Below are 19,962 nucleotides of genomic sequence, written 5' to 3'. Positions count from 1 at the left end.
AAATAAAATACACAACATTTTTTTCAGTTCACAAACAAGGCCAATCATGGTATTAACTGAGAAAGATTTGGATGAAATTTTAGCATATTTGGATAACTCAATGAAAAATTTAGCAAAAGATGCATTAGAGAATTTGGAAATAGATGGAGAATTTCAAGGAGTAGAAGATTTTATTCAAAGTCAATTTGACATCAGGTTGGAGAATTTGCTAGTAGCAAAGAAAAGCAGTATTCATCATTTAGAATCAGGTATGAAAAACAAAGTCATCCAAAGAAAACAATCTATTTTGGATAATATACAAAATTAAAATCAGATGAAAGCATCTAGTCCAGACTTTTTGGATTCAATTTCTTGATTTTTCTCTAAAACTTGAGTCATTTTATCACCCATAGATTTTGCTGCAGTCATTTTCCGTTTGCCAATCCAATAGTATGTTTCATCAATAGTATTTTTTGCAATCAAGACAACAAGTTTACCAGTGTCTTTTCTACCAGTTCTTCCGCGTCTCTGAATATGCCTAACAGAGCTTGGAACATTATCATAAAATATCACTTGATTTACTTCGGCAATATCTAATCCTTCTTCGCCAACACGAGTTGCAATCAATACACGAAATACACCATCTCTAAAATTTTGTACCGTTTCAATCTGCTTCTTTTGCTTTAGACCAGTGTCACCTGCCTTACCAATTAAAATTCCTGCAGGAATGCCCAATTCAGTAAGTTTTGAGTAAATCAGATCAACAGAATCTCGATAACTTGTGAAAATTAGTGCTTTGCCAGGAACGGATTCAATAATTTCTTTTAATTTAGGAATTTTTGAATGCTCAATTCCTTTAGATTGAGCTTCATTTGCCAAATGGATTGCACGTGTAAAATTAGGATCAATTTCAAATAATTCTTTTACTCCAACGCCTTTCTTTGCTTTTGCACGTTCACAGAATTTTAGAAATGGTGTAACACCATGAGCTTCCAGCATATTGAGAGCATAATGTATTCTAATTGCAGTGAACAAAGGTTTTGCAGAACGTCTATTCTGATTAAGAACAAACTGTCTAATTCTTAACAGTGCTGAAAGAGATTGTTGTTCTGCTAATTTTATTCCATTTTTTCTTAGAGTGTCATATCTTTCATCTAATGCTAATTTTAATAATTTTTGAATGTCTTTGAGTTCAGATGGAAGTTCAACGTTAATCCATTCTGTATTGGTTTCTTGAGTGTAAGGTTTTACATCAGGACTGTCTTCTGTACGCTCGGCAACACTTGAGATTCGTAACTTTGTCAAAAGCTCTGTGGCTTTTTCTTTTTCACTAGGCAAAGTTGCAGTCATTCCAAGTAATCGAGCAGAGGACTCAGCAAACCATTCAGCAATTCCAGAGTATGCATAATCACCCACAGTTCTATGAACTTCATCAAACACAACTAAATTGAATTGCTCTGGGGAAACGATTTTTCTATTCAAATCATTTCTGGCAATTTCAGGAGTTGCACAAACAATACTATTATTCCAAAGTTTTGTTCTTTTTAGTATGGGATCCTCACCCGTAATTAGAGAAATGTCATCTAGTGTCAAATTGTTTTTTAGAAATTCATAATGTTGATGCACTAGAACTCTTGTAGGAGCTAAAAATAAAATTCCGCCAGTTCCTTTTGACAAAAATTCTGAAATTACATGTAAAGCAACAGCTGTTTTCCCAAGCCCAGTAGGCAAAACCACAATACAATTCTCATCAATAGCCTGATTTGCAAGGTTAATTTGGTAATCACGTTTTTCAATAGAATTTTTTTTCACATACTTTTTCTCGACAAATTCAGTCATCAGCCATTCAAAGATCATAATTTATTGATTTTATGCTTTCGTATTGTCACATGTTAGCTAATGGGTACCATTCATCAAGTATTTACAGCACTATGCAGAAAATCTGTTGCGTGATTCCAAAAATCGCGATTGCCAAATCGGGCAATCAAACGCAATTTTGAAGAACGGATTCTCTCCATTCTTCATGAGATTGGAAGGACCTCTTCAGTTCTTTCAATCTCGCTTTTGATAAAATATAGAAAAGAATCACCTCAAATAGATTCATCATGAATTAAAAATACAACAAAAATCCAGATTAAGGGAATCGTCCTTCATCGATTAATTCTTTGTAAACTGTTTTTTCAATACGAGTTTCTGTTGCACCACATTTACTACACATACCTGTGTCATCTGGATTCTCTTTCATTTTTTTCTCACATTCTACACATTTGTTAATGCCTTTTTTGAATCCCATACCAAAATTTTTGTCTCAACCAGATAATAACTATATTTGATCGCAAATCAAATGCAGATTAACGTGATCCATATATTGAACAGACAAACAGAATTCGTGTGAGCAGTTCTTTTGACAGACCAAATTGGGACGAATATTTTATGCTTCAGGCAGAACTTGCTAAACTTCGTTCAAATTGTATGACAAGACAAGTTGGAGCAGTAATTGTTAGAAACAACAGACAACTAGCAACAGGATATAATGGAACTCCACCAGGAATCAAAAATTGTTTTGAAGGAGGTTGTAAAAGATGTCAACTTAGAATGGAAGGAAAAATTGAATCAGGTGCATCATTAGACCGCTGCTTATGTAATCATGCAGAAGCTAATGCAATAATGCATTGTGCAATTTTAGGAATAGAAGCTGGCATAAAAGGAGCAATTCTTTACACCACATTTGTTCCATGCCTAGAATGCACAAAAATGGCAATCACCATAGGGATTAGAAAATTTGTTTGTCTAGACGCATATCCTGAAACAGATTATGATTTACTAAAGGAAGCAGGAGTAGAGGTGATTAGTTTAGATAAAAATAAAATTGCAAAATGGGCAAGAGAACTAGTAAGCAAGTACGAAAAATCAGAGTGAGAAAATGCAAGTAAGTTTGCCAGAAACTAAGAGAATTGATTCAATGCCAGCATCAATGTTAGTTTCTGCTACATATGACAACATTTCAAAATCAGCAGTTTTAAAATTCTACGAACCAGAATCTAAAAAACTGTTTTTATGGAAAGATGAAATTGGTCACAAACCATATTGTTATTCAAGATTATCACCAGACGAATTAGATTTTCTCCAAGAACGAGAGGATGTTTTAGAAATTAAAACGGTGAAACGATATGATTTGATGAAAGATAGTGAAATCGATATGTCAAAAATTACTGTCGCAGATCCTCTTGCAATTGGAGGAACTGCAGGGGACAAAAGTATTAGAAATGTAATTGAAACATGGGAATCAGATATAAAATATTATGAAAATTATTTGTACGATAGAAAATTAATCGTTGGAAAATATTATGAAATTACCGATGGAAAAATTAAACAACATGATCTAGATATTTCAGATGAAGTTAAACTAGCTCTGAAAAGTTTGCTTTGGGATAAAGTGGATAGTGAGAGCATGGTTGATGCAGAAGAATTTAAAAAATATATTTCTGAATGGGCTGATTTGTTAAACCAACCAATTCCAAAAATAAAGCGACTGAGTGTAGATATAGAAGTAGAGGCAGAAATTGGCAGAATTCCAGATCCAAAACTAGCTGAAAAGAAAGTTACAGCCATAGGATTGAAAGGTTCTGATGGATTTGACCAGATTTTTGTGCTAAAAACAGAAGGAACTGAGCAAGGAACCAACGAATTAGAACAAAATATCAAAGTCACATTTTATGATTTAGATAAAGAAAAAGAAATGATTCAAGATGCATTTCAAATTATCAAATCATTTCCATTTGTTCTCACATACAACGGAGATGAATTTGATTTACCGTATCTATACAACAGAGCAGAAAGACTAGGAGTAAAAAATTCTGAAAACCCATTATACATGATGAGAGATTCAGCAACTCTCAAAGAAGGAGTTCATCTTGATTTGTACAAGGTTCTTTCAAATCGTTCGTTCCAAATCTATGCATTCAGTCAAAAATATACAGATTTTTCTCTAAATAGTGTATCGAAGGCACTTCTAGGAAAAGAAAAGATAGACTATGGTTTAGAGTTTGACGAGTTATCATTGTATCAAACTGCAAATTATTGTTACAATGATGCCCTGTTAACATACGAATTAACTAGTTTTAACAAAGATTTGATGATGGACCTACTTGTAATCATTGCAAGGATTGCCAGAATGCCTATTGACGATATTGCCAGGATGGGGGTATCCCAGTGGATTAGAAGTTTATTGTATTATGAGCATAGACGAAGAAACTGCTTAATTCCAAAACGAGAAGAATTGCAAAGAAGATCAGAAGGAGTAATGTCTGACGCAGTCATTAAAGATAAAAAATATCGAGGCGGTCTTGTTGTTGAACCAAAAGAAGGAATTCATTTTGATGTAGTCGTGATGGATTTTGCAAGTCTGTATCCAAGTATTATCAAAGTTAGAAACTTGTCATATGAAACAGTAAGATGCGCTCATGAAGAGTGTAAAACAAATACAATTCCTGGGACTAACCACTGGGCATGTACAAAGAAAAATGGACTAACATCAATGATTATCGGTTCATTGAGAGATTTGCGAGTAAATTACTACAAGAGTTTATCAAAAAAAGAGACATTAACTGAAGATCAAAGACAACAATACACAGTAGTCAGTCAAGCACTCAAAGTAATTCTAAACGCCAGTTATGGGGTAATGGGTGCTGAAATATTTCCACTCTATTTCTTACCAGTTGCAGAAGCAACCACAGCCATTGGACGACATACCATTTTAGAGACAATCAAAAAATGTGAAGAAGCAGGAATAGAAGTTCTCTACGGAGATACGGATTCACTATTTATCAAAAATCCAACAAAGGAACAAATTCAAATTGTAATAGACCAAGCAAAGCGAGATCACGGAGTAGATTTAGAGATTGATAAATCATATAGATATTGTGTGTTAAGCAACAGAAAGAAAAACTATCTAGGAGTTACAAAATCAGGTAAAGTAGATGTTAAAGGACTAACAGGGAAAAAATCCCACACACCTGCATTTATCAAAAACTTATTCTATGAATTAATCGAAGTATTATCCAAAGTTCAAACTATGGAAGATTTTGTAAAGGCAAAACAAGAAATTACTGAAAAAATTGCAACGTGTGGAAAAAAAGTAGAAGCTAAAGAAATTCCACTAGAAGATCTAACATTCAATGTTATGTTAAGCAAGGCACCATCAGAATATGTCAAAACAATCCCACAACACATCAGGGCTGCCAAACAATTAGAATCAATTAGAGAAATAAAAAAAGGAGATAAAATTTCATTTATCAAAATTCTAAACAAACCAGGCGTAAAACCAGTCGAATTAGCAAAGAAAGAAGAAATAGATTCTAAAAAGTACATGGAATTTTTAGAATCAACACTAGAGCAAATTACAGCTTCAATGGATTTAGATTTTGATACAATGTTAGGAAAACCAAAACAAACAGGATTAGATGAATTCTTTTGGAGTTAAAATAGAAAATGGAAGTTGACGGAACACTTCTAACGATGTTAGGAATAGCTGCGGGAATTTTGATTTTAATGGGATGGGTAGAGCAAATCTACAAAGGATACAAGACAAAAAGACTCAGAGATGTTTCAAAATTTTTAATGATATTCATTGCTGCAGGTTCAATTTTGTGGCTGATTTATGGCATAATTGTAGAAGATGTATTTATCATAGGTACAAACATGTCAGGATTAATCTTAATGATCATCGTATTAGGAATGAAGAAGCGATACGACATTCAAGCCAAAGCACCAGAATCATAATCAAGGAATAAATACAATGCAAAAAATTTCAAAGAAAGATGTTTGTAGTAAATTGCAAAAATTATGAAGAAATTGCAGGAGATAAAATAATCAAATTTGTAAAAACAGCAGAAAAAATTTCTAAAAAATATAAAGTCAAAATAGCAATTTGCCCACCACAGCACTTAATCGGTCTGGTATCAAATAGTTCGATTCCAATTTTTGCCCAACACATTGATGACTCTAAAATAGGAAGTACCACAGGTTTTGTAATTCCAGAATTATTAAAAAAATCAAAAGTAAATGGATCATTGATTAATCATAGTGAACATAGAATTTCAAGTAAAGAAATTGAAAAATTAATTATAAAATTAAAAGAACTAAAAATGACATCCATTCTTTGCGTAAAAGATATTGCAGAAGTAAAAAAATATGTCAAACTAAATCCAGATTTTATTGCAATAGAACCACCGGAGTTAATTGGATCAGGTAAGGCAGTTTCAAAAGAAAAGCCAGAATTGATTGAAAAAGCTGCAAGCATAGTGAATGGTTCAAAAAATAAAACAAAATTACTTTGTGGTGCAGGAATTGTATCGGGAGAGGATGTGGCCAAAGCTGCAGAGCTAGGATCAGAGGGGATCTTAGTGGCAAGCGGAATAATTAAAGCAAAAAACTGGGATAAAGTAATTTCTGAATTTGCTAAGGCATTAGTTTAAAAAGCCAAATAATTTACAAATTTCTGCATGGCAAAAAACAAACCAGTTTATGCATTTGAAGAAGCAGACAGCAAAAAAAGAATGCTTCTAGGCGGAAAAGGTGCAGGATTAAGCGAGATGACTCGACTAAAGCTGCCAGTACCTCCAGGATTTACGATCACCACTGAAGTTTGTAACAAGTATTACGAGAACAACAGAAAACTTCCAAAATATGTCATGCCAGCAGTAATGAAAAATATTGCAAAGATGGAAAAAAAGACAGGTAAAAAATGGAATTCTACAAAGAATCCATTACTAGTTTCAGTTCGTTCCGGTGCTGCAATCTCAATGCCAGGAATGATGGATACGATTTTGAATTTAGGATTAAATGAAAAAACAGTAGAAGGATTTGCAGAACAAACTAAAAATCCACGATTTTCATGGGATTCATATCGTAGATTTATTCAATTATTTGGAAAAGTGGTATTTGGTGTAAATGATGAAAAATTTGATCATGTATTAGATGCAGCAAAAGCCAAACAAGGAGTTTCAGACGATAGTAAACTAAACGTAGAATCTCTAAAAACAATTGTATCAGAATATAAAAAAATCTGTGAAGAACATACAAAAAGAAAGTTTCCAGATACGCCTGATGAACAATTAGTATTATCCATAGAAGCTGTTTTCAAAAGTTGGATGGGAGAAAGAGCAATAGTTTATCGTGAAAAAAATAACATTACAAAAGACATTGCAAATGGGACTGCAGTTAACGTAGTTACAATGGTATTTGGAAATATGGGAGATGATAGTGCTACAGGGGTAGTATTTACAAGAAATGGCCATAATGGTAAAAAAGAGATTGAAGGCGAATATCTCATAAATGCTCAAGGCGAAGACGTTGTTGCAGGAGTGAGAACTGGAAAAAGTATAGAATTACTGAAAAAAGATATGCCAAAATCACACAAAGAATTGAGTAATGCATGCACAAAATTGGAAAAACATTTCAGAGAACCACAAGATATAGAATTTACAATTGAGCAAGGAAAATTCTATCTTTTACAAACAAGAACTGCAAAGATGAGTGCAGCAGCATTAGTTAAAACATCAGTAGACATGGTAAAAGAAAAATTAATCACTAAAGATAAAGCACTTACAAGAATTCCAGCACAGCAATTAGAAGCATTGTTACATAGAACAATGGATGAATCTAAAATTAAAAATCATAAGCAATTAGCAAAAGGAATTGCAGCATCTCCAGGTGCAGCAAGTGGAATAGTAGAATTTGATGTTAAAAGAGCAATAGAATTAGGAGATACAGGAAGCAAAGTCATACTAGTAAGAAAAGAAACAAAACCTGAAGATGTTCCAGCATTCTTTTCATCAGAAGGAATATTGACCAGTCTAGGAGGAAAATCATCCCATGCAGCAATTGTTTCAAGAGGAATGGGAAAACCATGTATCGTAGGATGTCCAGAATTAAAAATCGATTATGATAATAACACATGTACTGCAAATGGAGTAACAATCAAACGTGGAGATACAATCACCATTGATGGTAGTGCAGGTACGGTCTTCATTGGCGAAGTACCAACAGTAGAACCAAAAGTTACAAAAGACTTTGAACAGATTTTAGATTGGGCTCAAAAAGCAAAGAAGATAGGAATTAGAGCAAATGCAGATACACCAGAAGGTGCAAAACTTGCAAGAATCTTTGGAGGTCAAGGAATCGGATTATGTAGAACAGAAAGAATGTTCAACGGCAGTGATAGAATTAACTTGTTTGTAGAAATGATCATGGCTGAAAATATTGAAGAGCGAAGTAAGATTTTGCAAAAATTGGGTCAATTACAAAAAAGTGACTTTATTGAAATCCTAAAAGCCATGGAAGGCTATGAGGTAACAATTAGATTATTGGATCCTCCACTTCACGAATTCTTGCCTAATCCAGAAGAATTAGTTGAAAAAATTCAGAAACTAGAATCAAGTGGAAATACAAGTGAAATTAATCAAGCAAAAGTAGTTTTGAAAAGAGCAAGAGAATTAGCAGAAATCAATCCAATGATGGGACATAGAGGAGTTCGTGTAGGAATTACATATCCTGAAATCTATGAAATGCAAATTCGAGCAGTCTTTGATGCACTAGTTGAATTGACAAAGAAAAAAGTCAAAGCACACCCCCAAATCATGATTCCACAAATCAGCAGCATTGCAGAACTAAATCACATCAAGAAAATTTATGATTCTATTAAAAAAGAAACAGAATCAAAACACAAAATGAAATTAAAAATTAACTTTGGAACCATGATTGAAGTTGTAAGAGCAGCACTGACTGCAAATGAACTTGCAACAACAGCAGAATTCTTTAGTTTTGGTACAAATGACCTTACTCAAGGCACATTTAGTTTCAGTAGAGAAGACGTAGAAGGAAAATTCCTTCCAGAGTATATGGAAAAAGAACTACTAGAAAGAAATCCATTCCAATCAATTGATGTAAACGGTGTAGGAAGTTTAATCAAAATTGGGGTTGCTGCAGGACGTGCACTCAGACCAAACATGGAAGTTGGAATTTGTGGAGAACATGGAGGAGATCCTAGTTCTATTAAATTCTGTCATAGTGTAGGTCTAAGTTATGTTAGTGCATCACCACATAGAATTCCAATAGCCATTGTTGCAGCAGCACAAGCAGCAATTGAACAACCAAAAAAGACAAAATCAAAGAAAAAATAAATAAATTCTAGACCAAATTAGTATAATTATGACAAAAAGTATTAGCTGTTCTGATGCAGGAAAAGATTGCGGATGGTCAGCAACTGCACAAACAGAAGAAGAATTGATGGGCAAAGTTACAGAACACGTAAAAGAAGAGCATAAAGAAATTGAATTGAATTCTGAATCAATTTCTAGCATTAAATTATTAATCAAAGAAATCTAAATCTCAAACGATTTCACACATTATAACAATATCAAACTTGAAAATCACAACTTTGCTAATATGCCTTACAGAGTACTATCCAGTATGGGATTTGCTAAAACATGTCCAGTATGTAATGAAAATTTTTCCCCACTTGTCACATACATGTCCCATATCAAAAATAATCACAACAAAGAATCACCTCAGACATTTGTAAGAGAAGCAGGTGAACTAAAATGGAGATTAAGAAATGATGATTAATTCTCTAAAATCATCAGAAAATAAATTTTTAAATCAATCAAAATCATCTCTAAATGAATTGCTTCCTAGAATTGACTCTATTAAACAAATTAGACAAAAAATAGGCATAACTCAGAAAAAACTTGCAGCAATGACAGGAGTCAGTACGTCAATGATCAATCAGATTGAATCAGGAAGAAGTCAACCAAGTTATGATACTGCTAAGAAAATTTTTGAAAGTTTAGCAAAATTAGAAGGAGAGTCATCATCTCATACAGCAGGAGACTTTTGCAGTAAAGATATTGTAAAACTAAAACCTACCAATACACTCCATGATGCAATAAAGAAAATGCATCAATCATCAATCAGCCAAATCCCAGTTTTTGATAATTCAGACGTAGTTGGAGTAGTATCAGAAGATGGGATTGTAAAACATTTATCAGATTTAGGGGAAGCAGAATTGAAAAAATCTAAATTATCAGATACAATGGAGCCAGTTCCACCAATAGTGGATTTTGACACACCAGCAAATGTTTTGGTACCACTGATAAGATACTCTAAATGTATACTAGTTTCAAAAAAATCCAAAATAATAGGCATCATTACAGCCTCTGACACTTTGAAAATGATGGAATAATTATTCTTTAGAATTTTTCTCTAAAATATTCAAAGCAAAATGATTTGATTCTAGCCATAGTTTGAATATTTTATTTTTAGAAGAGTCATGGAATAATGAATCTTGTTCTATAGAATTTTCAATAATTTCATTTGTTTTTTCCAAATGGGCTTGAATTTTTGAAAGTGTTTCAGAATCACTCAAGGGTTTTTTCACTCTTTAGGGTGAGAACATAGTTCTGCTAAAACACCGTGAAGTGATTTTGGGTGGATAAAAGTAACTTTAGTTCCAGCAGAACCAGGACGTATTTTGCCTAAAAATTGAATTCCGCAGCCTTCCATTCGTTCAACTTCACCTTCAATGTTGTCAGTATCTAAGGCCATGTGATGTAATCCCTGACCTTTTTTATCAAGGAATTTCTTAATTGGGCTTTCATCGTTTGTAGGCTGCATTAATTCCACACGTGCATTTTCTAAATGTAAAATTGCAACTTTGACACCTTCAGATTCAACTGTTTCAAATTCAATGTCATCAACACCTAAGGCTTGTTGATAAATTTTGGCAGATTCTTCTACATTATTTACTGCAATTGCAATATGATCAATTTTCATCTAAAAGACCTCATCAAATTACAGTATTAATGGATTTATTTTATTTTAAATTATAAAAAATAATAAAAGATCTATTTCACGACTAGAGTATTGTCCGGGTTTTATTAAGGGTGGAATTGTATCGTTACTCCTATGATGAATGAACTAAAAGTGAAAAAAGATTTTACTAATATTTACACACAGGATTCTCCATATGAATATCTAAAGGAGATGGAAAGATTGGAATATGACATATCAGATTCTACAAAACCATTGTACAACTCCATCATAAATCAACTTGAAGATAAATTATCTAGACCCATCAATGTTTTAGACTTGGGAAGTTCATACGGCATCAATTCATCATTAATGAAATATGATTTAACAATGGCAGAATTAAATAATTTCTTTTTAAACGGAACTGAACCTACAAAAAAAGAGACCAAGCAATTCTATGATGAATGTACAAGTAATGATAACATAAACTTCTATCAAATAGACATTTCAGAAGAGGCTCTAAAATTCTCTGAAGATATGAAATTGTGTGAAAGAGGCATAAATGTAGATCTTGAGGCTGAAAAATTAAATCCACTAGAATCATTTCCAAAAATAGATGTAGTGATTGCAACGGGTTGTGTGGGTTATATCGGATACAAGACATTTTCAAATTTATTAAAAGTGATTAAAAACAGACAGTCCAATTATATCGAATCTGAAAAAGAGTATACCTCACCAATCTTTGCATTCTCTGTGCTCAGAATGTTCGATATGAATGACATTAAAGAAGTTTTTGAGATGTATGACTACTCTATTGTAAAAAGTGACATAAAACCAATCCGTCAAAGAAGTTTTTCCGATTCTAAAGAAAAGGCACAAACTATATCCATATTACACGATATGAAAGTTAATACTGAAAAATATGAAGATGAGGATAATTTTTATGCGGATTTTTATATTGCAAAATCCAAAAAATAGTTCATCATTATTTTAAAATAAATTCAGGAATAGTCTAACTAAAAGACCTCTTTTGGACGATATTCACCAAAGACTTCACGGAAGGTGTTACTAATTTCTCCAGTGGTAGCAAATGCTTTTGCAGCAGTTACAATGTATGGCATAAGATTTTCTTCAGTATCAGCTGCACTTTGCATTGCAGATAATGCCTTTTCTAATTTTTTAGAATCTCTGTCTGCACGTAATTTTTTCAAAGCCTTCTTTTGTTGAATCTCAATTCTACCATCAATTCTCAGTAATTCAGGCTGTTCTTCTTCTTCAGCATACTTGTTTACACCTACAATCACTCTATCAGCATCATCAGTTTCTTTCTTTAATCGGTAGGCGTTTGCTCTAATTTCAGATTGGAAAAATCCTTTTTCAATTGCTTTTACAGAGCCACCCATTTTTTCAATTTTTTTGAGATATTTCCACACATCAGCCTCAATTTGATCACATAATTCTTCCAAATAATATGAACCAGCCAGAGGATCAGCAGTCTTTGTAATACCACTTTCATGGGCAACAATTTGTTGAGTTCTAAGTGCAATTTTTGCAGATTCCTGAGTAGGAAGTGCAAGAGCTTCATCTCTAGAGTTAGTATGTAATGATTGAGTTCCACCTGCAACTGCAGCCATTGTCTGGATTGCAACACGAACAATGTTGTTGTTTGGTTGTTGTGCAGTTAGAGATTCACCACTAGTCTGAGTATGGAATTTTAATTGTAATGAACGTGGATTCTTTGCATGGAACTTTTCTTTTAGAATTTTTGCATAAACTTTTCGTGCAACTCTAAACTTTGCAACTTCTTCAAAGAATTCTATAGTACAGCAAAAGAAGAATGAAAGTCGAGGTGCAAAGTCATCAATTTTCAATCCTTTGTCAATACAAGTTTGGATGTATGCTATTGCATTAGCTAAAGTAAATGCAACTTCTTGTGTCGCAGTACAACCAGCTTCTCTCATATGATACCCGGATATAGATACAGGATACCAGGATGGAACTTTTTCTGCACAATACTCTATCATATCACCAATTAATCGCATTGATGGTTGAGGAGGATAGATGTAGGTATTTCTTGCAATGTATTCCTTGAGAATATCGTTTTGTGTAGTTCCACGAAGCTCATGACTTTTGAATCCTTGAGATTCTCCAACTGCGATATAATATGCTAATAACGTAGATGCTGTAGAATTAATGGTCATTGAAGAACTGACTTTTCCTAATGGAATGCCATCAAAGGCAATCTGCATGTCTTTAATTGACGTAATGGATACACCAACTTTTCCAACTTCACCTTCAGCTTGAGGAGAATCTGAATCATAACCAATTTGAGTTGGTAAGTCAAATGCCATACTAAGACCAGTCTGACCCTTTTCAAGCATGAATTTGAATCGTTCATTGGTAAGTTTTGCATCACCAAACCCAGAATACTGTCGCATAGTCCAAAATCGTTCTCGGAACATACCAGGATGAATTCCTCTGGTGAATGGATATTTTCCTGCATCTTCAACAGGTCTTTTTTTAGTAGATTTTTGATAGACTCGTTTTACAGGATATTCAGAATCTGTAAAAATTTTCTTCTCAGGTGTTTTTGATTTGCTAGATTTTTTTGTGGCCATAGTATCACTTTAACAAAGATTTTGTAATTTTGTCTCCTGCATCATATGGATCAATACCTTTAGATTGTAATTTTTTAAGATATTTTGAGAATGTTTTATCAGAAATCAGCATGTCATCAATCTTTTCTTTAATGTTATTTAAAACAATATCTTTTAGTTCAGTTTCAAGTCGTTCACGGTCCTTTTCATCCTTGAATTTCTTTTTAGATTTCATCATATCTTTGAGAGTTTTTGCAAAAACTGTGATTCCAGAATTCTTTTTCACAGAGGTTTTGAGAATAATTGGATTTCTTTCAGAATCTCCAATGAAATCACGTACAGCATCAAATAATTGATTTGTTCCACTGAGGTCACTTTTGTTAACCAAGTAAATATCGCCTATTTCAGTTAGACCAGCTTTTATCGTTTGAATGCTATCACCAGTGTTTGGATTAAAAACAACAACCGTAATGTCTGCAATATTTGAAATTTCAACTTCTGTCTGTCCAGCACCTACACTTTCAATAATTATTGGATTGAATCCAGCATATTCTAAAACTCTAATGCTGTTTCGTAATGAACGAGAAACAGCACCAGTGGCACCTCTAGATGCAATACTTCGAATGTAAGTACCTGAATCAGTAGATTCACTCATTCTAACCCTATCTCCCAAAATAGCACCACCAGTTACATGACTTGTAGGATCTACTGCCAAGACAGCAGGTTTTGAGCCTAATTTTTTCATAGCAATTGCGGTTTTATTTATCAAAGAACTTTTGCCTGCACCAGCTGGACCAGTTATTCCTATAATCATAGAATTGCCACTATCTTTGAAAATTTTTTTTAATAATTTCTTTGATTCTTTTTGATCATTTTCAACAACAGTTATTGCTTTTGCAATTGCACCGCGTTTCCCTTTTTTGAGATCTACAAGCAAATCCAAGATATTGTAAATGAATTAGAGGTGCAATAAAATCTTGTGTTCGATCTAAGGAGCAGAATAGATTACAGGAGGAAGAGACTCACCCATAGGATGAATTTCAGTTTTTAATTGAATGTGGCCAAAATCCTCATGATCAATTTCTAAAACTATCGGATGAACTTCCCATCCATATTTGGGAACATTTGGAAATGGAACAATTTCTATAAATTCTGAATCAGAAAATGTTTTTTGAAACGACTCATCCATTCCTAAAATCTCCAACACAACATTTGTTGTTTTATCAGTTTTATCAAAATATGAAACTTCAACATGTCCAGTATCATAGTAAACTGCATCTACTTGAAATGCTTCTCTATACACATCCTTATCATCAGATGCACCTCCAGTCAAGAAAACAATTGCCAAAACAGTGAAAACTCCAAGAAATATTGGAGGACCTAATTTTTTAGCCATCTTTGAATTCTTTTCTCATACGTCTAAGGAATTTTGAATTTATTCTAATTCTCTCCAGAGTTTGAGATTGAGTTCTTTCTGTTCCAGGAGTAGGATTTTTTTTGAAGAATGTTTTAATTTCTTTTTCCATAGAGTCATCTGCCACAGCAGTAATGCTTGCAACAATTCTGTTAAAGAGAGGGTTTCCATGTCCAACTTTTTTGTTGATATTTTTCCAATTCTTCTTTAGCCAAGGCCACAAGACTTTTTCACCATATGGATTTGCTGCAACTTTCATAATCGGTAATTGCATATTTTGAGAACGAACTTGAGAGGTTTGAGAAAAGTCAAGCGATTTTAAAAGTAATTTTTTGTCTTTAAATCCACATAATGCACCTAAGAATCGAAGTTTTTCCTCCATTGTTTTTGCATTTTTGTATAGTTTAGTTAGTTCAGAGTGAGTTTTAGAATTTCCATTCCATGCAGCAATAGAACAAATTGGTTCAATTAAATCAGGAGAGATAAAGTTAGGAGATTTTAAGAATTTTTTATATCTTCTAAGAGCTTCTTCAGTTACATCTTCATCATTCATTTTACCCAATACAGAAATTGTGAATCCACGAAGTAATGCATCAGTATGTTTATCTGATTTTTGTGGCTCCCATCCTAAATTAAACAAGATTTTTCTAAAATAGTTTACAGCATACCCGCGTATTTCTTCTGCAAAAGATTCATCAAAAGAACGGAAATACAAAGATGCCAAATTATGTGCAACATTAACTGATGCAAGATAACTATCTTCTTCAAAATAAGCATCAGAGAAATCAAGATAATTTCTTACTTGTTCATCCCCAGAAACACATAATGAAAATAAATCATTTTGAATAGCCCATCTATCTATAGCAGGAATACGTTTTTCATCAACTAACATTTTCAAATCAAGTAAAATTCCTTCATCATATTTAACACGGTAGAATCCTTTTCTTCCGTAATTAGCAACAAAGCCCAAAGTATTTTTTGGTAGTTTTACAGACATGGATTTCTTTGTAAATAATTTTGCAGATATCTCGGATTCTAATCCCAATGATAGAGGAATAGACCACAAACCTTTACTGAATTTTTTATCAGGTTCAAGCAAGTATCGTTTTTGTTTTAATTTCAGATTATTTCCATCCTGATTGATTTCAACAAGCGGGAATCCAGGCTGCTTTAACCACGTATTTACCATTGATGAAACAGGCATTTTTGATGCCTTGCCAATCGCATTCCATAAATCCTGTCCTTGGGCATTTTGATATTTGAAATCAGAGAGGTATTTTTTCAAACCTTTTTGAAAATTAGGTTCACCAACATAATGCTCAAGCATTCTCAATACACATCCTCCTTTATCATAGGATATAGCATCAAAAATTTCTCTAATTTCAGCTGGAGAGTTTACTGTGACGTCTATCGGATGCGTTGTTTTAAGTGAATCAAGTCCCATTGCAACATTCATTGCATCCTCAACAAATTGATTCCACAAATCCCATTCAGGATAGAATTTGTCAACAAATTTTGTAGCCATAAAAGTTGCAAAGCTTTCATTTAACCACAAATCATTCCACCATTTCATAGTTACAAGATTTCCAAACCATTGGTGTGCAATTTCATGTGAAATTACTTCGGCAATGAATTGTTTTGTTCTAGTAGAAGAAGTTTTAGGATCATAAAGCAAAATAGTTTCTCTAAATGTAATTGCTCCCCAGTTCTCCATTGCACCTGCAGCAAAATCAGGAACCGCAATCAAATCTAATTTTGGTAATGGGTATTTTATTCCAAAGTATTTTTCATATGAAGTAAGTAATTTCTTGCCCAACTCTAAAGAGAATTTTCCTTTAGATTTGTTACCCTTTGTAGTAACTACTCTTATCTGTATTTTCCCAATCTTGCCTGTGAGATATTCAAATTCACCAACACCAAGATAAATCAAATAAGTTGAAACAACAGGTGTTTTTGAAAAATTATAGAGTGTTTTACCACCCATTTTTTTCTTTGATTTAATTGGCATGTTTGAAATTGCAGTAAATTTATTGTCAGCAATTATAGATATCTCAAAAGTTGCTTTAGATTCAGGCTCATCCCAACAAGGAAATGCACGTCTAGCGTCAGCTGCTTCAAATTGAGTAGTTGCAAGATATTTTGTTTTTCCATTTTGTACATATTGACTTCGATAAAATCCAAGTAATCTATCATTTAAGATACCTTGAAATTCTAAATCAATGGAAATTTTTCCTTTAATTTTTTGACCTAGTTTAATTTGCAATTTTTCTTTTTTCTCATCTGTTTTTGCAGAAGAAGTAATAATTTTCCCTTTGGACTTTATTGTACAAGAGGTAATTTTTATCTCAGCACAGTCCATAGTGATAAGATTTGTTAGTTTTTTACAATCAGCAGTGATAGTTTCATTACCAGAAAAAGTAAATTTTGTCAAATTTGGTTCAAAAGTTAACTGATAATTTTTAGGAATTACGTCCACATTTGAGGTACTCTAATTACACTTTAAGTAGATTTTCTATTTTATATCATGTCCAAGGATCTGATTTTTCATCCCAAGTAATTGCACTATATCCATATTCATCTAGTGAATTGCTATCCTTAATTGAGATCAATAAACATTCATCAGAACAATGAGTCATATCAGGATTTTTCATAAATTTTTCACAATTTTTGCAATATTGTCCCATGTCTCAAATGAATTAATGTTGAAATTTCCACATTTATTCCCTCATTAGACATTACAGAATTATTTTATTTTATAGTGAAATACGATTATCAAATTTGAGAACAGATTTTCAGGCACTCTTGAATCAACTTTATATTCAATCTATTTCGGATAGTTGTGTTAATTGGATTCCACAATAAAACGCCAGCAGCATCCTCCTAAAAAAGAAAAAACACGTAGTGTAACCTATCGTTTGCCTGTTAAACTTGTTGAAGAAATAGAAACAGAAGCTATGAATAAAAATATCTCACACAATGTTATGGCAAGACAGATTTTAGAAAAATATGTTCAATGGGACAGATTTGCAGATAAAATAGGCATCATTCCAGTTCCTAAAAAAATACTTGACACTCTTGGAATTGAAATGACTGCAGATGAAATTAATGAAATTATCAATGTGATAAAACCAGTAATTAAAGATACAGTGTTGTTTATCAAAGGAAAATATGATTTGAAAAGATGTATTGAAACATTAGAGGACTATATGCGTGCATCAGGAATGAAGTCAGATCACAGAATAGAAGGAGAACTCCACCACTTTATCATTCAGCATGAACTAGGAAGTAATTGGTCAATATTTACAGAACAACTACTACAAGAAATATTCAAAGAGTTCTTGCCAGATTCAAAAATGAAATGTCAAACTACTGAATCAACAGTCATTGCAACAATAGCATTGGGCGGAGATTTTAGCGAGCATGAATATTAAATGAAGATTAGTTTTTGTTAAAAACTACATCCACATCTATTTTGCCATCACTAAAACTGGTGTTGACTGCCTTGATCTTACTCTTATACAAAAATAATCTCTTGCCTTCATCAGTGATCACTCCAGAAGTTCTAATCATTTTTGAATCATGTAATTGTTGAATTCTTCTATACACAGTACTTAGAGGGATGTTTTTTTCTCTAGATACTTCAATTGCAGATTTTGGAGTGTCCATAATTGCTTCTAATATTGCTCTACAGTATTTGTCAGAAAGAATTTCTAGAAAAGATTCTTTTCTTTCTGGTTCTTCTATTTTTAATTGATTTAAGATTTGCATACTATTACTATGTGATTTTAAGATATAATTGCCGAGAAGACACATGTGTGCATTGCAAGACAATACAAAGAATTATTTTGTCGACTGTTCTGCTTTCAAACCCTTGTAACGATTTCTTATTGTTACTTCTGTCACTCCTGCAGCCTCTGCAAGATCCCTTTGAGTTATTGATACACCATTCTTGACGCAGGAAAGATAAAGTGCAGTTGCTGCAAGCCCCATAGGATCTTTTCCAGCAGATTCTTTACGGTCTTGTGCTTCTTTGAGAACTTTGACTGCATAACGTTTAGTTTTTTCAGAAATCTCAAGCTTACTTGAAATTCTTGCAATACATTGAATGGAATCAACTACAGGCATTTTTAATTCCAATTCATGATGGAGTAACCTGTAACATCTTGCAATGTCTTTTCGTTTAACATTTGCAGCATCAGCAACATCTTTTAGAGTTCGTGGAGTTTCTGTATCTCTACAAGCTGCATACAGGGATGCAGCAATCATTGCAGAAATAGATCTTCCTCGAACTAATTTCTTTTCTAAAGCTTTTCGATAAATGTAAGCTGCTTTTTCTAAAACGTTTGCAGGAATTGCAACTTTATCTTTTAATTTATTTAAATCACTTAGAGCTTGTCTTAAATTTCTGTCAACAGGAGCATGAACTTGACTTCTACTATCCCAAGTTCGTAATCTCTCAATAGTACTTTTCATAGATGTTGAAAGTGGTTTTCCAGATGCATCTTTGTTTAGAGGATTGATTACAGTTGAGAGACCCATGTCATGAATCATCAATGACGAAGGAGCACCAGTTCTTGCAGGATCTGCACCACCATCTTTTTGAAATGATCTCCATTCAGGACCAGATTCCTGAGTTTTTCCATCAATTACATATCCACACTTTCCACAAAACTGTTCACCTGTAACTTCATCAGACAGAATGGAATTTTTTCCACAACGTGCACAAGATGGATTTTCCATTTAGAACCCTACCTTGGTTTTTTGAAAAGTCATAATTGAAACAATAGATGAACCAATATAATTAAACATGATTTAGAAGCAATTCTCATCTATAAGAAGGGTGAGTATTTTCTTGAATTAATGACAAAAAGATTTTAGATTTTATGCACCAACAATAATTTCACGAGACGACATGCCCCCATAACCAGGATCAATAGTTTGTTTGGGATTCAATGAAGTATCATGATGACAGGCTTTGTTACAAACAGGACAAAATTTTCTATCAAGCACAATACATTGACAAATATGATTTTTCACATATGCTTGTGCTGCCTGATTCCATTCTCCAGTTCCATTACAATAAACACAGATATTTGTAGATGAAGAACCAACGCCTTTACAAAAATCACATACATCTTCAGTCATATCTTGTCGTCACTATTG

At 33.1% G+C, this 19,962-nt stretch carries 23 protein-coding genes; 11 read left to right on the top strand and 12 right to left on the bottom strand.

All coding sequences use genetic code 11. The annotated features are described in order from the left end of the window. Window positions 1–46: 46 nt before the first annotated feature. Complete coding sequence (locus C5F47_RS03930; protein ID WP_179361589.1) at window positions 47–307, top strand: hypothetical protein; 261 nt, start codon at window positions 47–49, stop codon at window positions 305–307. 2 nt (window positions 308–309) lie between these two features. Here the strand turns inward: C5F47_RS03930 and C5F47_RS03925 are convergent, their stop codons facing one another. Next, complete coding sequence (locus tag C5F47_RS03925; RefSeq protein WP_179361588.1) at window positions 310–1,818, bottom strand: DEAD/DEAH box helicase; 1,509 nt, start codon at window positions 1,816–1,818, stop codon at window positions 310–312. Between the two features lie 295 nt (window positions 1,819–2,113). Next, complete coding sequence (locus C5F47_RS03920; protein WP_179361587.1) at window positions 2,114–2,272, bottom strand: hypothetical protein; 159 nt, start codon at window positions 2,270–2,272, stop codon at window positions 2,114–2,116. A gap of 98 nt (window positions 2,273–2,370) precedes the next feature. On the opposite strand from C5F47_RS03920, the gene C5F47_RS03915 reads away from it, so the two are divergent. The 8 genes from C5F47_RS03915 to C5F47_RS03880 are packed head-to-tail and all read left to right on the top strand — an operon-like array spanning window position 2,371 to window position 10,222. Continuing rightward, a complete protein-coding gene (locus tag C5F47_RS03915) occupies window positions 2,371–2,898 on the top strand; it encodes a deoxycytidylate deaminase (RefSeq protein ID WP_179361586.1) in 528 nt (175 codons plus the stop codon). 4 nt (window positions 2,899–2,902) lie between these two features. Next, window positions 2,903–5,461 carry a DNA-directed DNA polymerase I gene (locus C5F47_RS03910; RefSeq protein ID WP_179361585.1) on the top strand — a complete coding sequence of 853 codons (2,559 nt, stop codon included), beginning with the start codon at window positions 2,903–2,905 and terminating at the stop codon, window positions 5,459–5,461. An 8-nt stretch (window positions 5,462–5,469) separates the two neighbouring features. Then, the gene (locus C5F47_RS03905; protein ID WP_179361584.1) at window positions 5,470–5,760 is read left to right on the top strand and encodes a SemiSWEET family sugar transporter; all 291 of its coding nucleotides are present in this window, start codon (window positions 5,470–5,472) and stop codon (window positions 5,758–5,760) included. A gap of 38 nt (window positions 5,761–5,798) precedes the next feature. After that, entirely contained in the window at window positions 5,799–6,455 is a 657-nt protein-coding gene (gene tpiA, locus C5F47_RS03900) for a triose-phosphate isomerase (protein ID WP_179361583.1), read from the top strand. 27 nt (window positions 6,456–6,482) lie between these two features. Then, a complete protein-coding gene (ppdK, locus tag C5F47_RS03895) occupies window positions 6,483–9,161 on the top strand; it encodes a pyruvate, phosphate dikinase (RefSeq protein WP_179361582.1) in 2,679 nt (892 codons plus the stop codon). A 28-nt stretch (window positions 9,162–9,189) separates the two neighbouring features. Continuing rightward, window positions 9,190–9,366 carry a DUF1059 domain-containing protein gene (locus tag C5F47_RS03890; protein WP_179361581.1) on the top strand — a complete coding sequence of 59 codons (177 nt, stop codon included), beginning with the start codon at window positions 9,190–9,192 and terminating at the stop codon, window positions 9,364–9,366. A 60-nt stretch (window positions 9,367–9,426) separates the two neighbouring features. Next, window positions 9,427–9,606 (top strand): hypothetical protein, encoded by a 180-nt coding sequence (locus C5F47_RS03885; protein ID WP_179359962.1) that lies wholly within the window; start codon window positions 9,427–9,429, stop codon window positions 9,604–9,606. Continuing rightward, the gene (locus C5F47_RS03880) at window positions 9,596–10,222 is read left to right on the top strand and encodes a CBS domain-containing protein (RefSeq protein WP_246271191.1); all 627 of its coding nucleotides are present in this window, start codon (window positions 9,596–9,598) and stop codon (window positions 10,220–10,222) included. The genes C5F47_RS03885 and C5F47_RS03880 overlap by 11 nt, the downstream gene beginning before the upstream one ends. Here the strand turns inward: C5F47_RS03880 and C5F47_RS03875 are convergent, their stop codons facing one another. Together C5F47_RS03875 and mce are read right to left on the bottom strand one after the other, a co-directional pair. Further along, a complete protein-coding gene (locus C5F47_RS03875; RefSeq protein WP_179361580.1) occupies window positions 10,223–10,405 on the bottom strand; it encodes a hypothetical protein in 183 nt (60 codons plus the stop codon). It lies immediately after the preceding gene. An 8-nt stretch (window positions 10,406–10,413) separates the two neighbouring features. Then, window positions 10,414–10,812, bottom strand: a complete 399-nt coding sequence (gene mce, locus C5F47_RS03870) for a methylmalonyl-CoA epimerase (RefSeq protein ID WP_179361579.1) — start codon at window positions 10,810–10,812, stop codon at window positions 10,414–10,416. 132 nt (window positions 10,813–10,944) lie between these two features. Here mce and C5F47_RS03865 point away from each other — a divergent pair, with 132 nt between their 5' ends. Beyond that, a complete protein-coding gene (locus tag C5F47_RS03865) occupies window positions 10,945–11,766 on the top strand; it encodes a hypothetical protein (protein WP_246271189.1) in 822 nt (273 codons plus the stop codon). Between the two features lie 38 nt (window positions 11,767–11,804). On the opposite strand, the gene C5F47_RS03860 is transcribed toward C5F47_RS03865, so the two are convergent. From C5F47_RS03860 to C5F47_RS09745, 5 genes are read right to left on the bottom strand one after another with little or no spacing between them, the layout of a single operon-like run. Then, window positions 11,805–13,406 carry an acyl-CoA mutase large subunit family protein gene (locus C5F47_RS03860; RefSeq protein ID WP_179361578.1) on the bottom strand — a complete coding sequence of 534 codons (1,602 nt, stop codon included), beginning with the start codon at window positions 13,404–13,406 and terminating at the stop codon, window positions 11,805–11,807. Between the two features lie 4 nt (window positions 13,407–13,410). After that, a complete protein-coding gene (gene meaB / locus C5F47_RS03855) occupies window positions 13,411–14,331 on the bottom strand; it encodes a methylmalonyl Co-A mutase-associated GTPase MeaB (protein ID WP_179361772.1) in 921 nt (306 codons plus the stop codon). A gap of 42 nt (window positions 14,332–14,373) precedes the next feature. After that, a complete protein-coding gene (locus C5F47_RS03850) occupies window positions 14,374–14,781 on the bottom strand; it encodes a hypothetical protein (protein ID WP_179361577.1) in 408 nt (135 codons plus the stop codon). Continuing rightward, entirely contained in the window at window positions 14,774–17,275 is a 2,502-nt protein-coding gene (locus C5F47_RS03845; RefSeq protein ID WP_179361576.1) for a M1 family metallopeptidase, read from the bottom strand. The genes C5F47_RS03850 and C5F47_RS03845 overlap by 8 nt, the downstream gene beginning before the upstream one ends. A gap of 46 nt (window positions 17,276–17,321) precedes the next feature. After that, window positions 17,322–17,450 carry a hypothetical protein gene (locus C5F47_RS09745; protein WP_281361094.1) on the bottom strand — a complete coding sequence of 43 codons (129 nt, stop codon included), beginning with the start codon at window positions 17,448–17,450 and terminating at the stop codon, window positions 17,322–17,324. 264 nt (window positions 17,451–17,714) lie between these two features. Between C5F47_RS09745 and C5F47_RS03840 the strand changes: the two genes are divergently transcribed. Next, window positions 17,715–18,230, top strand: coding sequence for a hypothetical protein (locus tag C5F47_RS03840; protein ID WP_425489571.1), 516 nt, complete (start codon window positions 17,715–17,717; stop codon window positions 18,228–18,230). Between the two features lie 7 nt (window positions 18,231–18,237). Here C5F47_RS03840 and C5F47_RS03835 read toward each other — a convergent pair whose 3' ends face one another. From C5F47_RS03835 to C5F47_RS03825, 3 genes are all read right to left on the bottom strand, one after another. Next, window positions 18,238–18,567 carry a winged helix-turn-helix domain-containing protein gene (locus C5F47_RS03835; protein WP_179361574.1) on the bottom strand — a complete coding sequence of 110 codons (330 nt, stop codon included), beginning with the start codon at window positions 18,565–18,567 and terminating at the stop codon, window positions 18,238–18,240. A gap of 72 nt (window positions 18,568–18,639) precedes the next feature. Further along, the gene (locus C5F47_RS03830) at window positions 18,640–19,539 is read right to left on the bottom strand and encodes a transcription initiation factor IIB (RefSeq protein ID WP_179361573.1); all 900 of its coding nucleotides are present in this window, start codon (window positions 19,537–19,539) and stop codon (window positions 18,640–18,642) included. Window positions 19,540–19,680: 141 nt separating this feature from the next. Further along, window positions 19,681–19,944 carry a hypothetical protein gene (locus tag C5F47_RS03825; RefSeq protein ID WP_179361572.1) on the bottom strand — a complete coding sequence of 88 codons (264 nt, stop codon included), beginning with the start codon at window positions 19,942–19,944 and terminating at the stop codon, window positions 19,681–19,683. Window positions 19,945–19,962 lie beyond the last annotated feature (18 nt).

The sequence above is a fragment of the Nitrosopumilus cobalaminigenes genome (assembly GCF_013407145.1).
Taxonomy (GTDB): Archaea; Thermoproteota; Nitrososphaeria; order Nitrososphaerales; family Nitrosopumilaceae; genus Nitrosopumilus; species Nitrosopumilus cobalaminigenes.
The sequence above is the reverse complement of the archived record's forward strand: the minus strand, read 5'-3'. Positions and strand labels throughout refer to the sequence as shown.

Excerpts from the sequence above, each read along its gene's own strand:
- C5F47_RS03835 (WP_179361574.1), bottom strand. The coding sequence starts at position 18,567 with ATGCAAATCTTAAATCAATTAAAAATAGAAGAACCAGAAAGAAAAGAA.
- C5F47_RS03860 (WP_179361578.1), bottom strand. The coding sequence starts at position 13,406 with ATGGCCACAAAAAAATCTAGCAAATCAAAAACACCTGAGAAGAAAATT.
- C5F47_RS03885 (WP_179359962.1), top strand. The coding sequence starts at position 9,427 with ATGCCTTACAGAGTACTATCCAGTATGGGATTTGCTAAAACATGTCCA.
- C5F47_RS03925 (WP_179361588.1), bottom strand. The coding sequence starts at position 1,818 with ATGACTGAATTTGTCGAGAAAAAGTATGTGAAAAAAAATTCTATTGAA.
- C5F47_RS03830 (WP_179361573.1), bottom strand. The coding sequence starts at position 19,539 with ATGGAAAATCCATCTTGTGCACGTTGTGGAAAAAATTCCATTCTGTCT.
- tpiA (WP_179361583.1), top strand. The coding sequence starts at position 5,799 with ATGTTTGTAGTAAATTGCAAAAATTATGAAGAAATTGCAGGAGATAAA.
- C5F47_RS03825 (WP_179361572.1), bottom strand. The coding sequence starts at position 19,944 with ATGACTGAAGATGTATGTGATTTTTGTAAAGGCGTTGGTTCTTCATCT.
- mce (WP_179361579.1), bottom strand. The coding sequence starts at position 10,812 with ATGAAAATTGATCATATTGCAATTGCAGTAAATAATGTAGAAGAATCT.
- C5F47_RS09745 (WP_281361094.1), bottom strand. The coding sequence starts at position 17,450 with ATGAAAAATCCTGATATGACTCATTGTTCTGATGAATGTTTATTGATC.
- C5F47_RS03850 (WP_179361577.1), bottom strand. The coding sequence starts at position 14,781 with ATGGCTAAAAAATTAGGTCCTCCAATATTTCTTGGAGTTTTCACTGTT.
- ppdK (WP_179361582.1), top strand. The coding sequence starts at position 6,483 with ATGGCAAAAAACAAACCAGTTTATGCATTTGAAGAAGCAGACAGCAAA.
- C5F47_RS03920 (WP_179361587.1), bottom strand. The coding sequence starts at position 2,272 with ATGGGATTCAAAAAAGGCATTAACAAATGTGTAGAATGTGAGAAAAAA.
- C5F47_RS03930 (WP_179361589.1), top strand. The coding sequence starts at position 47 with ATGGTATTAACTGAGAAAGATTTGGATGAAATTTTAGCATATTTGGAT.
- C5F47_RS03910 (WP_179361585.1), top strand. The coding sequence starts at position 2,903 with ATGCAAGTAAGTTTGCCAGAAACTAAGAGAATTGATTCAATGCCAGCA.
- C5F47_RS03905 (WP_179361584.1), top strand. The coding sequence starts at position 5,470 with ATGGAAGTTGACGGAACACTTCTAACGATGTTAGGAATAGCTGCGGGA.
- C5F47_RS03890 (WP_179361581.1), top strand. The coding sequence starts at position 9,190 with ATGACAAAAAGTATTAGCTGTTCTGATGCAGGAAAAGATTGCGGATGG.
- C5F47_RS03880 (WP_246271191.1), top strand. The coding sequence starts at position 9,596 with ATGATGATTAATTCTCTAAAATCATCAGAAAATAAATTTTTAAATCAA.
- C5F47_RS03865 (WP_246271189.1), top strand. The coding sequence starts at position 10,945 with ATGATGAATGAACTAAAAGTGAAAAAAGATTTTACTAATATTTACACA.